Source organism: Bradyrhizobium sp., from assembly GCF_016219575.1.
Classification (GTDB): Bacteria; Pseudomonadota; Alphaproteobacteria; order Rhizobiales; family Xanthobacteraceae; genus Bradyrhizobium.
On the sequence record NZ_JACRMG010000013.1, the window covers coordinates 1 to 12,486 of the forward strand.

Below are 12,486 nucleotides of genomic sequence, written 5' to 3' on the forward strand. Positions count from 1 at the left end.
CGAATCGAGCTGCCATTGGCCGAAAGGCGGGCAATCTCGCATCGATCGTCCAGGGAAAGCTGATCGTAACTCCGCCCCATGGCAACACCTCCCTAAGGAAGTGTTGCACTTCGTTTGTGAACTCAGGGGACCCATAACCACCAAACGCGGTGACTAGAACAGGCTGGAGCCCCAGCGCATTTCCACATCGGCTCTCGTGGTTATGGGCCCCGGCCTTCGCCGGGGCGACAATCAGGCCGACCTTGCCAACGCGCCGTCGATCATGGCCACCGCGTTCGTCACGCCGTAGACGGCGACGAAAGAGCCGAAGCGCGGACCCTTCTCCTGACCGAGCAGCACCTGGTAGAGCATGTTGAACCAGTCGAGCGAGACGCCGGGGCGGCCATCCTTGCCCTTCTTTATCGCGTCGAGGAACGGCTCGCGGCGGCCGATCTCGTAGACCACGTTCTGGATGTCCTCGGCCGAAGCGCCGGCCTCCATGTTGGAGAGCGCATCGCGCAGGTCCTGCAATGCGGCGCGTTCGCCCTCGGTCGGCTCGCGGAACTTTTTCGTCGGCGCCACGAAGTCGCGATAATAGTTGATGGCGTAGTTCACCATCGCATCGAGCTTCGGATGCGTCTGCGGCGTCACGCCGGGGCGGTAGCGGCCGATGAAACCCCACAGCGTTGCGGCGTTCTCAGCGTTCGACGACGACACCAGCGTCAGCAGCATCTGGAAGGTCACCGGCATGTCCGCCATAGGTGGATTGCCCGCGTGGATGTGCCACACCGGGTTTGCCAGGCGATGCCTGGTTTCCTGCTTCGGATAGCCCTCGATGAATTGCTGGTAGTCGTCGACGTTGCGCGGGATGACGTCGAAGTAGAGCCGCTTGGCGGCCTTCGGCTCGCGGTACATGAACAGCGACAGCGACTCCGGGCTCGCATAGCGCAGCCATTCGTCGATGGTCAGGCCGTTGCCCTTGGACTTTGAAATCTTCTGGCCGTGTTCGTCGAGGAAGAGCTCGTAATTGAAGCCTTCCGGCGGCGTGCCGCCGAGCGCCGCGCAAATCTTGCCCGACAACTTGACCGAGTCGATCAGATCCTTGCCGGCCATTTCATAGTCGACGGAAAGCGCATACCAGCGCATCGCCCAGTCCGGCTTCCATTGCAGCTTGCAATGGCCGCCGGTGACGGGAAGCGTGACGCGCTCCTTCGTCTCGGGATCGTCATAGGAGATCGTGCCGGCCCTGGCGTCGTGTTCGACGATCGGCACGTAGAGCACCTGGCCGGTGCGCGGGCAGATCGGCAGGAACGGCGAATAGCTCGCCGCACGCTCCTCGCGCAGCGAGGGCAGCATGATCTTCATGACGGCATCGAGCCGCTCGAGCATGCGCAGGAGCGCCGCGTCGAACTTGCCCGAAGTGTAGTAGTCGGTGGAGCTCGCAAACTCGTAGTCGAAGCCGAACGTATCGAGGAAGGCGCGCAGCCGCGCGTTGTTGTGCGCACCGAAGCTGTCATGCGTGCCGAAGGGATCGGGCACCCTGGTCAGCGGCTTGCCGAGATTCTTCTCCAGCAGGTCCTTGTTCGGCACATTGTCCGGCACCTTGCGCAAGCCGTCCATGTCGTCGGAGAAGGCCAGCAGGCGCGTCTTGATCTTGTCGTCGGTGAGCACGCGGAAGGCGTGGCGCACCATGGTGGTGCGCGCGACCTCGCCGAACGTGCCGATATGCGGCAGCCCAGACGGGCCGTAGCCGGTCTCGAACAGCACCTCGTCCTTCGGTTTCTTCTTCAGCCGCGCGACAATCGCCTTGGCCTGTTCGAACGGCCAGGCGTTGGATTGCTCGGCGAGCGAACGAAGATCGCTGGGGGTGGCAAGTTCGGTGGTGGACATCTAAAGGGGCTTTCTCCGGCTGAAACTGGCCGTCTTGTTAACACAATCGTCATTGCGAGCGAAGCGAAGCAATCCATTTCACCGCGGATAGAAAGCTGGATTGCTTCGTCGCTTGCGCTCCTCGCAATGACGGGGAAGAGCGTCAGAACGGGCTGATCGAGAAGTAGCGCAGCCACAGGTCGGTGTAGCGGCCTTTTTCCCAGACCCGGAACATCGCCCAGTTCAGGGCCTGACGCAGCAGGTCGTTGCCCTTGCGCACGCCGATGCCGACGCCCTCGCCGAAATAGCGGCTTTCGACGAAGGGGCCGCCGGAGAAGGCGCAGCACTCGGCCGAATCGGTGCCGTTGATCCAGAACGCCAGCGCGATCGCGTCGCCGAAGATCAGGTCGACCTCGCCGCGGCGAAGCGCGGCGCGCAGCGCGTCGTCATTGCCGAAGGCGCGGATCTCCGCGTCCGTGAACATCGCCTTCAGATAGGCTTCGTGCGAGGTGCCGCCGATGACGCCGACCTTCTTGCCTTCCAGATATTCCGGGCGCACTTCGCTCATCACGGCCTCGCGCCGCGACACGAAGCGCGCCGGCGCGCGGTAATAGGGATCGGTGAAGTCGAGCCGGGTGCGCAGTTGCGGCGTCACCGCCAGCGAGGCGATGATGGCGTCGCCCCGGTTGGAGGCGATGGCGTCCACCAGCGTCTCGAAGCGGCGCATCTGGACGGTGCAGGTGACCTTGATCTCGTCGCACAGCGATCGCGCCAGATCGACATTGAAGCCGGCCGGATTGCCGTCCGGCCCGGTGAAGTTGAACGGCGGATAGTCGGTCTCGGTGAGAAAGCGGATCACGGTGATGCGGGACAGGTCCGGCCGGTCCGGCCGCCGCCGCGGATCCCAGAAGCCGGGCACCGCCTGCGGCGCCGCCTCGACCTTGGCCGCCGGCTGCTGCTGAGCACTGGCCGCGCCGCCCGTCCCGGCCAGCAGCACAGCCGCCAGCGCACCGGCGATGGCGGCGCAGCGCAAACGGAAGCAAGTCGGCAAGGCAGTCAAAAGGGGCATTACAGGGCAAGTTGGCCGGGATTTGCGGCCTTATAGACCATCCCGAGGGCTAAGCGAGGGCCGATTGGATTAAAAATCGCCTCCCTAAAGGTAGCGTTTGAGGTCCTTGGCCGCCTCTTCCGGACTACGCTTCATGTTGAAGGGCGCGACGAAGCGTCCGTCGCGATCCATCAGGTAGATCAGCGCGGTATGGTCCATGGTGTAGTCGCCCTCCTTGAGCGGCACCTTCTTGGCATAGACGCGATAGGCGGACAGCACCTTCGCCACCTGCTCGGGATCGCCGGTCAGGCCCTTCAGATGCGGATCGAAGCTCGACAGATAGTCCTTCATCGCGCCTTGCGTGTCGCGCTCGGGATCGACCGAGACGAAGAAGGCGTTGACCTTGTCGGCATCCTTGCCCATGGCGCGCAGCACTTCCGAGATCTCGAACAGCGATGTCGGGCAGACGTCGGGGCAGTGGGTGAAGCCGAAGAAGATCAGGGTGGGACGGCCCTTCAGATCCTTCTCGGTGACAACCTGGCCGGACTGGTCGGTGAGCTGGAACGGGCCGCCGATCGCCGCGGGTGCAGCGACCTTTCTCAGGTCGCCCATCAGCCAGGTCATCAGCAGCAGCCCCACGGCCAGGCTCGCGGCAAAGGCCGCGATGATGACGATGGGGCGACGGAACTGTTCCATTGGCTTACCTTTTCAGAAGCAGGCCGCGATGCCGGCGGCAATCATCTCGAAGAACACCGCGGTGCCGTAGTAAATCCAGAGCGCGGCCGCAGCGATGAAAGCGAGTGCGCCGAGCAGTGCGGCACTCCAGACGATGATCGAGGCCGCCCGCGCCCTTGGTGGGCTGGCGGGCAACACGTCATTTGGGGCTGGGATCGGCCGGGCCATGCCCCCAGATAGGGCCAGTTCCATGCATGAGCAAGCGGCGTGTTGGCGCCGCCCATCACGTCATGCGGAGGGATTTATCGGGAAGCGCTGGCGGCCGGCTTGTTGGCGGAGGCCTGGGCGTCGAGATAGCAGGGCTTGTACATCGCCTGCAGCGCCTTGCCTTTCAGGAAGATCATTTTCGGTGTCAGTCCGCCGCGCGCCGCGATCCAGCGCTTCACCGGCGCGGGATACATCGAATAGAGCATTTGCGTGGCTTCGTTGTTGGTCACCGCGCGGCCGTTGGCGCCGAAGTCCCAGGCGGCATGGAAGCCGAGATTGGCGGCCGAGGTGACGCAGATGCGGTCGTGGGGAACCGCGCCGAGCACGATGGTGCAGGCCGAGGCGCAGAGGCCGTCGATGATGACGGTCTCATTCGAGGAGCGCAGGCCCTGATACTTGTCGACATAGGTGCCGATCCGGCCGCCGCGATCGTCGGCGATCCGCACCACGGCGTGACTGGCGCCCATCCCTGCCAGGAGAAGAACCGCCGCAAGCAAACCAGTCACGAACTTCATATTGAAGCCCCCAGCCCCAGCCGAAACCGTCGAAACCGAATCTGAACGTCTTGTGTGATGCAGACGGCTGAGAGGGTGTTGCCGAACGGCATTTTTGTCTAGCGGGGCGGGCTCGCTCAAAACAAATTCAAATGCAGTGTTGCAGCGGCGCTGCACCCGAAGCGGCATTAGGTCCCAAAGTGGAACAAGTTAACAAGGGCATTCGTGGCGCGGCCGCCACAGGCAAGGGCTTTTGCCGTTGACCGCGATAAAAGTGCCGGGCTTCATGCGGCAAAGGTTAAGGGGGAGGAGTCGATGGCGGGCGATGCTGACGTGATCGTGGTCGGCGGCGGGCTGGCGGGGCTGGTGGCGGCCACCGAGATCGCCGATGCCGGCAAGCGCGTCATCCTGCTCGACCAGGAAGGCGAGCAGAGCCTCGGCGGCCAGGCCTTCTGGTCGTTCGGCGGCCTCTTCCTGGTGAATTCCCCGGAGCAGCGCCGGCTCGGCATCAAGGATTCCTACGACCTCGCGCTGCAGGACTGGATGGGCACCGCGGGCTTCGACCGCGAGGAAGATCTGTGGCCGCGGAAATGGGCGGAGGCCTATGTCGCCTTTGCCGCCGGCGAGAAGCGCGACTGGCTGCGCGCAATGGGCCATCGCATCTTCCCGGTCGTCGGCTGGGCCGAGCGCGGCGGCTATGACGCGATGGGCCACGGCAATTCGGTGCCGCGCTTTCATGTCACCTGGGGCACCGGGCCCGGCATCGTCGAGCCGTTCGAGCGGCGCGCGCGCGAGGCGGCGAAGAACGGCAAGCTAGTTTTCAAGTTCCGCCATCGCGTCGATGCGCTCAGCATCACCAATGGCGCGATCGATGGCGTGAGCGGCGCGATCCTCGAGGCTACGAATGTGGAGCGCGGCAAGAGCTCTTCGCGCAATGTGGTCGGCGAATTCTCGCTGCGTGCGCAGGCCGTCGTGATCGCCTCCGGCGGCATCGGCGGCAATCACGACCTGGTGCGGGCCAACTGGCCGAAGCGTCTCGGCGCACCGCCAAAGTTCATGATCTCCGGCGTGCCCGAGCATGTCGACGGCCGCATGATCGGCATCACCGAGGCGGCCGGCGCGCGGCTGATCAACCGTGACCGCATGTGGCACTATGTCGAGGGCATCCAGAACTGGAATCCGATCTGGCCCAGGCACGGCATTCGCATCCTGCCCGGCCCGTCGTCGATGTGGTTCGACGCAACCGGCAAGCGTCTGCCCGCGCCGCTGTTCCCCGGCTCCGACACGCTCGGACAGTTGCACTACATCATGGGCACCGGCCACGACTATTCGTGGTTCATCCTGACGCAAAGCATCATCAAGAAGGAATTTGCGCTCTCCGGCTCCGAGCAGAACCCCGACCTCACGGGCAAGAGCTGGCGCATGACGCTCAAGCGCGCCACCAACAAGGGCGCACCGGCGCCGGTGGAAGCCTTCAAGCAGCATGGCGTCGACTTCATCGTGCGCGACAATCTCGGCGACCTCGTTGCCGCCATGAACAAACTCGCCGGCAGCGACCTTTTGAAGCTCGACCACATCAAGGCGCAGATCGAGGCGCGCGACCGCGAGATCGACAATCCCTATGTGAAGGATGCGCAGGTGATGAACCTGCACAATGCCCGCCGCTACATCGGCGACAGGCTGATCCGCACCGCCAAGCCGCACCGCATCCTCGATCCCGAACACGGGCCGCTGATCGCGGTGAAGCTGAACATCCTCACCCGCAAGACGCTCGGCGGTTTCGAGACCGATCTGGATTCACGCGTGTTCGGCAACGACGGCAAGCTGATCGGCGGCCTCTATGCGGCCGGCGAAGCCGCCGGCTTCGGCGGCGGCGGCGTGCACGGCTATCGCTCGCTGGAGGGCACGTTCCTCGGCGGCTGCCTGTTCTCTGGCCGCAATGCCGGGCGGGCCGCGGCGAAGGCGGTGGCATAATCGGCTGACGGCGCAGCGGATCGGTTGATCCGCCCTTCGCACCGTGGTGCAATGGAAGCCTGTTGCTGCCCGCGAGCCGCGCATGATCCGCTTCCTGGTATTGCTGCTTGTCCTGACCGGCGCGAACTCCGCTGCGGCGGAGACGATTGCGATCGGCAAGGTGACGCGCCACTACACCGCGCGACTGCCCGACACCAAATCCGCGCCGCTGGTCATCGTGCTCCACGGCAACACCCAGACCGGCGCCGACATGATCACGCGCACGGGTTGGCCGGCGGTAGCGAAGCGCGAAGGCTTTGGCGTGGTGTTTCCCGACGGGCTCAACCATTCCTGGGCCGACCTGCGTCCCAACAATCTGCGCGCCGGCCGCGTGCCGCCGCACGGCACCGACGACGTCGCCTTCATTGCGAAGCTGGTGGAGAAATTCGTCGCCGAGGGCAGCGCCGATCCGAAGCGCGTTTACATCACCGGCATCTCCAACGGCGGCGCCATGACCATGACGCTGGTCTGCAAGCGCGCCGACCTGTTTGCGGCCGCGGCCAGCGTCGTCATCAACCTGACCGATCCCTCCGCCAACCCCTGCCGACCCTCGCGGCCGATGCCGATGCTGATGATGAACGGCACCGCCGATCCGCTCGTCCCCTACAAGGGCGGACGCGGCACCAGCCGCTTCGCGGTTGACGGCTTCTGGTCGGTGGAGAAGACGCTCGGCTTCTGGCGCAGGAACAACGGCTGCGAGGCAAAGGACGCCGCCGTCACCGATCTCGAGGACAGCGATCGCGGCGACCGCTCGAGCGTGACGCGGATCGACTCGAACTGCCCCGCGGGACGCGACGTCGTGCTCTACCGCGTCAACGACGGCGGACACCGCATGCCCGGCAGCCCCGATGCCCGCTTCCCGCGGCTCGCCAATACCTTCCTCGGCCCGCAGAACCGCGACATCGACGGCGCCGAGACGATCTGGGCGTTCTTCAAGAAGTTTCCGTGAGAGCACCGCTGCGATTTGCGCAGTGGCGCAAGACCCTGCTCTGCGCTAACAGAAGCCGCCATTCCCAAGGAGAAAAAAGCAATATGAGCATTCAGCGTTTCGAGACCGGCCCGCGCATGAGCCAGGCCGTGGTGCACGGCAACACGGTCTATCTCGCCGGCGTCGTCGCCAACAAGGCCAAGGGCAAGAGCACGACCGAGCAGACCCAGGAAATCCTGGCGATTATCGACGGCCATCTGGCGAAAGCCGGCAGCGACAAGTCGAAATTGCTGTCGACCAACATCTACATCACCGACATGAAGAATTTCGCGGAGATGAATGCGGTGTGGGACAAGTGGGTCTCGCCGGGCAATACGCCGGCCCGCGCCACCGTCGAGGCGAAGCTCGCCGCCCCCGATTATCTGGTCGAGATCATGGTGATCGCGGCGAAGTAACGCCGGACGCGGCGCAATCCCTTGACCTCCGGGGTAATCGATTGCGCCGCCCTCTCCTTCGATAAGAAGCGTGCCGGATGATTCCGGCATCATCGAAGGAGAGTGGAATGACCGACGTCAAACAAATCGCCCACCGCTATATCGAGCTCTGGAACGAGCGCACGCCGAACCGCCGCCGCGAGATGCTGGCGGCGAACTGGACGGCGGATGCCAGATATGCCGACCCGCTGATGTCGGGCGACGGCCATGACGGCGTCGATGCGCTGATCGCGGGCGTGCAGCAGAAATTTCCGGATTTCAGATTCACCCTGATCGGCGAGCCCAACGGCTTTGGCGAGCATGTCCGCTTCTCCTGGGGGCTCGGCCCCGACGGCGCCGACAGCCCGATCAAGGGCACGGATTTCGCCGTGCTGAGCCGGGACGGGCGCATCAGAAGCATCACCGGGTTCCTCGACCAGGTGCCGCAGATGTAGGCCAGGCGGCCGTGGTGTCCCGGTGCTTCCGCGAAGGCGGCGGCCCTGATAACCTTCCCGAAATCACAGGGGAGGAAACCATGAAGGCCGGTGCCTTCAGGGATCAAATCATCGGCGACATCACGCCGGCGGTGCTGGCGATCGGGCGGGCAACATTTCCGCAAGCACTGATCGGCGCGCTGCGGCGGGTGGCCGATGTCGGCCACTGCATGGTGTTCTCGTTTGCCGGCGAGCGGCGGGCGAACTGCCTGCTCGACGCCGGCAACATCCCGATCGGGCGCGATCTCGGCGTGGCCTATTCCGGGCATTTCCACCTGTCCGACCCCAACCGCGATGCGATCTTCGAAGGACAGGCCGACGACGCGCCGGTCCTGCTGCCGGCCTTCGCGCGCAGCATGTACAGCGACAGCTACCGGAAAATGTTCTTCGAGGATTCCGACATCGTCGACAAATGCGCGACCGCGATCTGGGTCGAGGACACCTGCTTCTATGTCAATTTCTACCGCATCACCTCGCAGGGCCGCTTCACGCGCGAGGAAATACGGCGGCTGATGGCGATTTCTCCCGCAGTGAGCGCCGCGGTGGCGCGGCATTTCCAGCAGGACGCGGCGGCGGAAGGCGATCCCGCGGCACGGCTGAAGGCGCTGTTCGTCAATGCGGCGCCGTTCTCCGCACTGACCGGGCGCGAGAAGGACGTTTGCCTGCGCATCCTCTCCGGCTTCAGCTCGGAGGCGATCGCCGCCGAGCTCGGCATCAGCCTGCATTCGGCGCTGACCTATCGCAAGCGCGCCTATGACAGGCTCGGCATTTCCTCGCAGAACGAGCTGTTCGCGATCGCGCTGCGGCTCATGGCCTCGCGCAGCCTGAACTGAGCCACCCGTCCCCATCCCTGGGGACAGACGGACAAGCCTCACCCGGGCTATCGTTCCGGCAAACCACCCGAGGGCCCCGTTGTGAGCACCGCTCCCCGCATCGACATCGATCCCGCCGCGTTCTGGCAGGACCCGTACCCCGCGCTGGCGCGCTTCCGCGAGGAAGCGCCGATCGTCTTCGTGCCGCAGCTCGGCAGCACGCTGCTGTGCAGCCGCGACGACATCTTCGTCTCGGAGAAGCAGATCGACGTGTTCTCCTCGCACCAGCCGCAGGGGCTGATGAACAAGCTGATGGGCCACAACATGATGCGCAAGGACGGCGATGCGCACTTGAATGAGCGCAAGGCGATCTTTCCGGCCATCTCGCCCAAGACGGTGAAGTCGCACTGGACGACGCAGTTCCAGGCCCATGCCGACCGCATCATCGCCGCGCTCGAGCCGAAACCGTCGGTCGATTTCGTGCAGGCCTTTGCGCTGCCGTTCTCGGCCGAATGCCTGAAGTCGATCACGGGCCTCACCAACATGCGCTTCGTGGACATGAACGCATGGTCGCAGGGCATGATCGACGGTATTGCCAATTACACCGGCGATCCCGCGGTGGAGGCGCGCTGCAACGCTGCGACCTCGGGCATCGACGCCGCCATCGACGACATGGTGCCGGTGCTCTCGAAGAAGCCGGACCTCAGCCTGCTCGGCGTGATGCTGGAAGCCGGCATGCCGATGGAGAGCGTGCGCGCCAACATCAAGCTTGCGATCTCCGGGGGCCAGAACGAGCCGCGCGACGCCATTGCCGGCACGGTATGGGCGCTGCTGACGCACCCGGACCAGCTCGCGCTGGTCGCGAGCGGCGCGACCACCTGGATGCAGGCGTTCGAGGAGTATGCGCGCTGGATCTCGCCGATCGGCATGTCGCCGCGGCGCATCGCAAAACCCTGGCGCATCCGCGACGTCGAGTTCGAGCCGGAGGAGCGCGTATTCCTGATGTTCGGCTCCGCCAACCGCGACGAGAAGCATTTTGCCAATGCGGAAGCCTTCGACGTGCAACGCGATGTGAGCAAGAGCATCGCCTTCGGCGCCGGTCCGCACTTCTGCGCCGGCGCCTGGGCCTCGCGCGCCATGGTCGCCGACGTCGCGCTGCCCGCGATCTTTGCGCGGCTGAAGCACCTGCGGCTGGTCGGGCCGCCGCGCATCGGCGGCTGGGCGTTCCGCGGGCTGCTCGACCTGCCGGTGACGTGGGATCGCCAGGCCTGAACACAAAATCGCGAAAACAACCCCATGCAAAGTAGGAAGCGCCCCCCTTGCAGCCGGGTGCCTCTTGGCATATGTCTATGGCATATGCCAAGAGGGATTCATGTCAGAACTCCGCCACGTCAGACTGTTCCGCAACGGCCGCAACCAGGCGGTACGCATTCCCGTTGAGTTCGAATTGCCGGGGAACGAGGCTGTCATGCACCGCGACGGCGACCGGTTGGTGATTGAGCCGGTTCGCAAGCGCGGCCTGCTTGCATTGCTCAAGGCGATGCAACCGATCACTGACTTTCCGGAAATCGATGACCCAATACCGGATCCGGAGCGCGCGCTTTGACCCGCTACATGCTCGATACGAACATCATCTCCGACCTGATGAGGAATCCTCAGGGCAAGGCAGCGAAGCGGATAGCCAAAGTCGGCGAGGACAACATATGCACCAGCATCATTGTGGCCGCCGAACTGCGATATGGATGCGCGAAGAGCGGATCAAGGAGCCTGCTCAACACGGTCGAGGAATTACTTGCCGAGATAGACGTGCTTCCCTTTGATGCGCCGGCGGACGCAGAGTACGGCGAAATCCGCGCCGGATTGGAAGCGGTTGGAAAGCCCATCGGTGGAAACGACTTGCTGATCGCGGCACACTCTCATGCAGCGGATGCGATTATCGTGACTGCCAACGTCGACGAATTCAGGCGCATTCGCGGGTTGAAAGTCGAGAACTGGCTGGTTTGAGGATTAGCGTCTCAAGGCCAGCGCCAGCCGCACGCCGACCGCGGCCTGCCAGACCGGATAGAGGAACGAGGTCCGGTCCAGCCCGAGCGAGGTATCGAGCGCCAGCAGGCTGCCGGCAATGGCGCCGGTGACGAGCATCGACATCCACGGCTCGGCTTTCCGCGGCCCGGCGGGCAACCGCGCGATCCCCAGCGCCATGACTCCCGCGCCGACCAGCCCGCCCGTGAGGCCTGCGAACAGGCTGCGCATCGGTTTTGCCGCGCCGGTCATCTGGCCGTCGATGAAAACCGCGGCATTCACGGCTGCGACGAACGCGACCATCGTGACGACGGCCGCCACCAGCGCCGCCCACACGGGATTGGCGCTGCGACGTCGCACGACGATGAACACCAGCACCGCAAACGGAAGCGCGAGCAGTGCCAGCCGCAACATGCGGGGCACGCCCGGAAGCAGGTCGACGACATCCGGCAGCAGCGGCGTGAGCACGCCGCTGACGAGACCGCCAATGGCGATCTTGAGGAGGTCGTTGCGGGATGTGTCGGCGGTGATCGTGGCGGCCAATGTTCACCTCGTCGAGAAATTTGGAGGGGGCGAAGGGAATCCAACCCTCGTATGCAGCTTGGGAATCATTTTGGCACCCTTGTCCGTCGATACGTTACACGGATCTGGTTCTTTCTTGGCTCCGCTTTTTTGGGTTGCGGCGCAGGACAGTAGATCGAGGTGGCGCCTAATCAATTTGAAACGTCGATAGGTCGTTTTCATTGTCGATGGTAGTAGTGCGATCGTGATCAAAAGGGAAAGTGACTTTGCACCCAGTGGCGTGGGCTGTCATCCTGTACTCTTTGAGACGATGCCCGATAACGCCAGCAATGCCGCCCACGTCGACATGAGGATATTCCCAGCCCTCATTCGCGACCATTGTCGGGCGGGGCTGGCTTGACCATGGCCGCCAGATTATGACTACCACAATCGCTTCTTCGCGAATGCATGCCCGGATCCTGATTTGAGATAGCGCTCAAGGCTCTCGGCAGCGGCCCTGTCCGAGAAGGCGATGTATGTCACCAAGCGCCAAGGTTTGAATTTGGCCGTATGGGGTGACTTTCCGGCATTATGGTCGTCGAAACGCTGTTTGAGATCGGTCGTGAAACTTACGTAACGCCGACCAGGCGTCGACAGACTTTCGAGCAGGTAAACGTAGAACATCTGCGGCCCTTCTCCGCTAAAGCTTCGAAGGGCATCCTGCTTCGCGCTGACGGAAAATCAAAGTCCTGCGAAGCGCCTTGGCGCGAAGCAGGATGGAGCGGGCGAAGGGAATCGAACCCTCGTATGCAGCTTGGGAAGCTGCCGTTCTACCATTGAACTACGCCCGCGCCGGTCTGCGGCCTCAACCGCACGGGCAACATAGCGGTTCGGCCGGGGCTCCTGCAATG

The 12,486-nt window shown here is 64.1% G+C and carries 15 protein-coding genes and 1 tRNA gene; 8 read left to right on the forward strand and 8 right to left on the reverse strand.

What is annotated here, in order from left to right; all coding sequences use genetic code 11:
- Window positions 1–231: 231 nt before the first annotated feature.
- The 5 genes from HZB49_RS12740 to HZB49_RS12760 all read right to left on the reverse strand — a co-directional run bounded on the left by HZB49_RS12740 (window position 232) and on the right by HZB49_RS12760 (window position 4,353).
- The gene (locus HZB49_RS12740; RefSeq protein WP_291611791.1) at window positions 232–1,869 is read right to left on the reverse strand and encodes a lysine--tRNA ligase; all 1,638 of its coding nucleotides are present in this window, start codon (window positions 1,867–1,869) and stop codon (window positions 232–234) included.
- Window positions 1,870–2,011: 142 nt separating this feature from the next.
- Window positions 2,012–2,881: a transporter substrate-binding domain-containing protein gene (locus HZB49_RS12745; protein ID WP_365857687.1), complete on the reverse strand. Its 870-nt coding sequence runs from the start codon at window positions 2,879–2,881 to the stop codon at window positions 2,012–2,014.
- Between the two features lie 120 nt (window positions 2,882–3,001).
- Window positions 3,002–3,592: an SCO family protein gene (locus HZB49_RS12750; RefSeq protein WP_291611795.1), complete on the reverse strand. Its 591-nt coding sequence runs from the start codon at window positions 3,590–3,592 to the stop codon at window positions 3,002–3,004.
- Window positions 3,593–3,604: 12 nt separating this feature from the next.
- The gene (locus HZB49_RS12755) at window positions 3,605–3,769 is read right to left on the reverse strand and encodes a hypothetical protein (RefSeq protein ID WP_291611797.1); all 165 of its coding nucleotides are present in this window, start codon (window positions 3,767–3,769) and stop codon (window positions 3,605–3,607) included.
- A gap of 104 nt (window positions 3,770–3,873) precedes the next feature.
- A complete protein-coding gene (locus HZB49_RS12760) occupies window positions 3,874–4,353 on the reverse strand; it encodes a hypothetical protein (RefSeq protein ID WP_291611799.1) in 480 nt (159 codons plus the stop codon).
- 294 nt (window positions 4,354–4,647) lie between these two features.
- Here HZB49_RS12760 and HZB49_RS12765 point away from each other — a divergent pair, with 294 nt between their 5' ends.
- The 8 genes from HZB49_RS12765 (at window position 4,648) to HZB49_RS12800 (ending at window position 11,056) form a co-directional block, all read left to right on the forward strand.
- Complete coding sequence (locus HZB49_RS12765) at window positions 4,648–6,306, forward strand: FAD-binding dehydrogenase (RefSeq protein WP_291611801.1); 1,659 nt, start codon at window positions 4,648–4,650, stop codon at window positions 6,304–6,306.
- Window positions 6,307–6,388: 82 nt separating this feature from the next.
- Window positions 6,389–7,294, forward strand: a complete 906-nt coding sequence (locus tag HZB49_RS12770) for a PHB depolymerase family esterase (RefSeq protein ID WP_291611803.1) — start codon at window positions 6,389–6,391, stop codon at window positions 7,292–7,294.
- Window positions 7,295–7,377: 83 nt separating this feature from the next.
- Window positions 7,378–7,728 carry a RidA family protein gene (locus HZB49_RS12775; protein ID WP_291611805.1) on the forward strand — a complete coding sequence of 117 codons (351 nt, stop codon included), beginning with the start codon at window positions 7,378–7,380 and terminating at the stop codon, window positions 7,726–7,728.
- A 107-nt stretch (window positions 7,729–7,835) separates the two neighbouring features.
- The gene (locus tag HZB49_RS12780; protein WP_291611807.1) at window positions 7,836–8,201 is read left to right on the forward strand and encodes a nuclear transport factor 2 family protein; all 366 of its coding nucleotides are present in this window, start codon (window positions 7,836–7,838) and stop codon (window positions 8,199–8,201) included.
- Between the two features lie 80 nt (window positions 8,202–8,281).
- Window positions 8,282–9,073, forward strand: coding sequence for a helix-turn-helix transcriptional regulator (locus tag HZB49_RS12785; RefSeq protein WP_291611809.1), 792 nt, complete (start codon window positions 8,282–8,284; stop codon window positions 9,071–9,073).
- 81 nt (window positions 9,074–9,154) lie between these two features.
- A complete protein-coding gene (locus HZB49_RS12790) occupies window positions 9,155–10,324 on the forward strand; it encodes a cytochrome P450 (protein ID WP_291611811.1) in 1,170 nt (389 codons plus the stop codon).
- Window positions 10,325–10,424: 100 nt separating this feature from the next.
- Window positions 10,425–10,658, forward strand: a complete 234-nt coding sequence (locus HZB49_RS12795) for an AbrB/MazE/SpoVT family DNA-binding domain-containing protein (protein ID WP_291611813.1) — start codon at window positions 10,425–10,427, stop codon at window positions 10,656–10,658.
- The gene (locus HZB49_RS12800; RefSeq protein WP_291611815.1) at window positions 10,655–11,056 is read left to right on the forward strand and encodes a type II toxin-antitoxin system VapC family toxin; all 402 of its coding nucleotides are present in this window, start codon (window positions 10,655–10,657) and stop codon (window positions 11,054–11,056) included. Before HZB49_RS12795 ends, HZB49_RS12800 begins: the two co-directional genes overlap by 4 nt.
- Before the next feature lie 3 nt (window positions 11,057–11,059).
- Here the strand turns inward: HZB49_RS12800 and HZB49_RS12805 are convergent, their stop codons facing one another.
- From HZB49_RS12805 to HZB49_RS12815, 3 genes are all read right to left on the reverse strand, one after another.
- Window positions 11,060–11,617 (reverse strand): hypothetical protein, encoded by a 558-nt coding sequence (locus tag HZB49_RS12805; RefSeq protein ID WP_291611816.1) that lies wholly within the window; start codon window positions 11,615–11,617, stop codon window positions 11,060–11,062.
- Between the two features lie 399 nt (window positions 11,618–12,016).
- Entirely contained in the window at window positions 12,017–12,259 is a 243-nt protein-coding gene (locus HZB49_RS12810; protein ID WP_291611818.1) for a GIY-YIG nuclease family protein, read from the reverse strand.
- A gap of 93 nt (window positions 12,260–12,352) precedes the next feature.
- Window positions 12,353–12,426: transfer RNA gene (locus HZB49_RS12815), tRNA-Gly, on the reverse strand.
- Between the last annotated feature and the right edge of the window lie 60 nt (window positions 12,427–12,486).

Excerpts from the sequence above, each read along its gene's own strand:
- HZB49_RS12750 (WP_291611795.1), bottom strand. The coding sequence starts at position 3,592 with ATGGAACAGTTCCGTCGCCCCATCGTCATCATCGCGGCCTTTGCCGCG.
- HZB49_RS12810 (WP_291611818.1), bottom strand. The coding sequence starts at position 12,259 with ATGTTCTACGTTTACCTGCTCGAAAGTCTGTCGACGCCTGGTCGGCGT.
- HZB49_RS12775 (WP_291611805.1), top strand. The coding sequence starts at position 7,378 with ATGAGCATTCAGCGTTTCGAGACCGGCCCGCGCATGAGCCAGGCCGTG.
- HZB49_RS12780 (WP_291611807.1), top strand. The coding sequence starts at position 7,836 with ATGACCGACGTCAAACAAATCGCCCACCGCTATATCGAGCTCTGGAAC.
- HZB49_RS12765 (WP_291611801.1), top strand. The coding sequence starts at position 4,648 with ATGGCGGGCGATGCTGACGTGATCGTGGTCGGCGGCGGGCTGGCGGGG.
- HZB49_RS12760 (WP_291611799.1), bottom strand. The coding sequence starts at position 4,353 with ATGAAGTTCGTGACTGGTTTGCTTGCGGCGGTTCTTCTCCTGGCAGGG.
- HZB49_RS12795 (WP_291611813.1), top strand. The coding sequence starts at position 10,425 with ATGTCAGAACTCCGCCACGTCAGACTGTTCCGCAACGGCCGCAACCAG.
- HZB49_RS12770 (WP_291611803.1), top strand. The coding sequence starts at position 6,389 with ATGATCCGCTTCCTGGTATTGCTGCTTGTCCTGACCGGCGCGAACTCC.
- HZB49_RS12740 (WP_291611791.1), bottom strand. The coding sequence starts at position 1,869 with ATGTCCACCACCGAACTTGCCACCCCCAGCGATCTTCGTTCGCTCGCC.
- HZB49_RS12785 (WP_291611809.1), top strand. The coding sequence starts at position 8,282 with ATGAAGGCCGGTGCCTTCAGGGATCAAATCATCGGCGACATCACGCCG.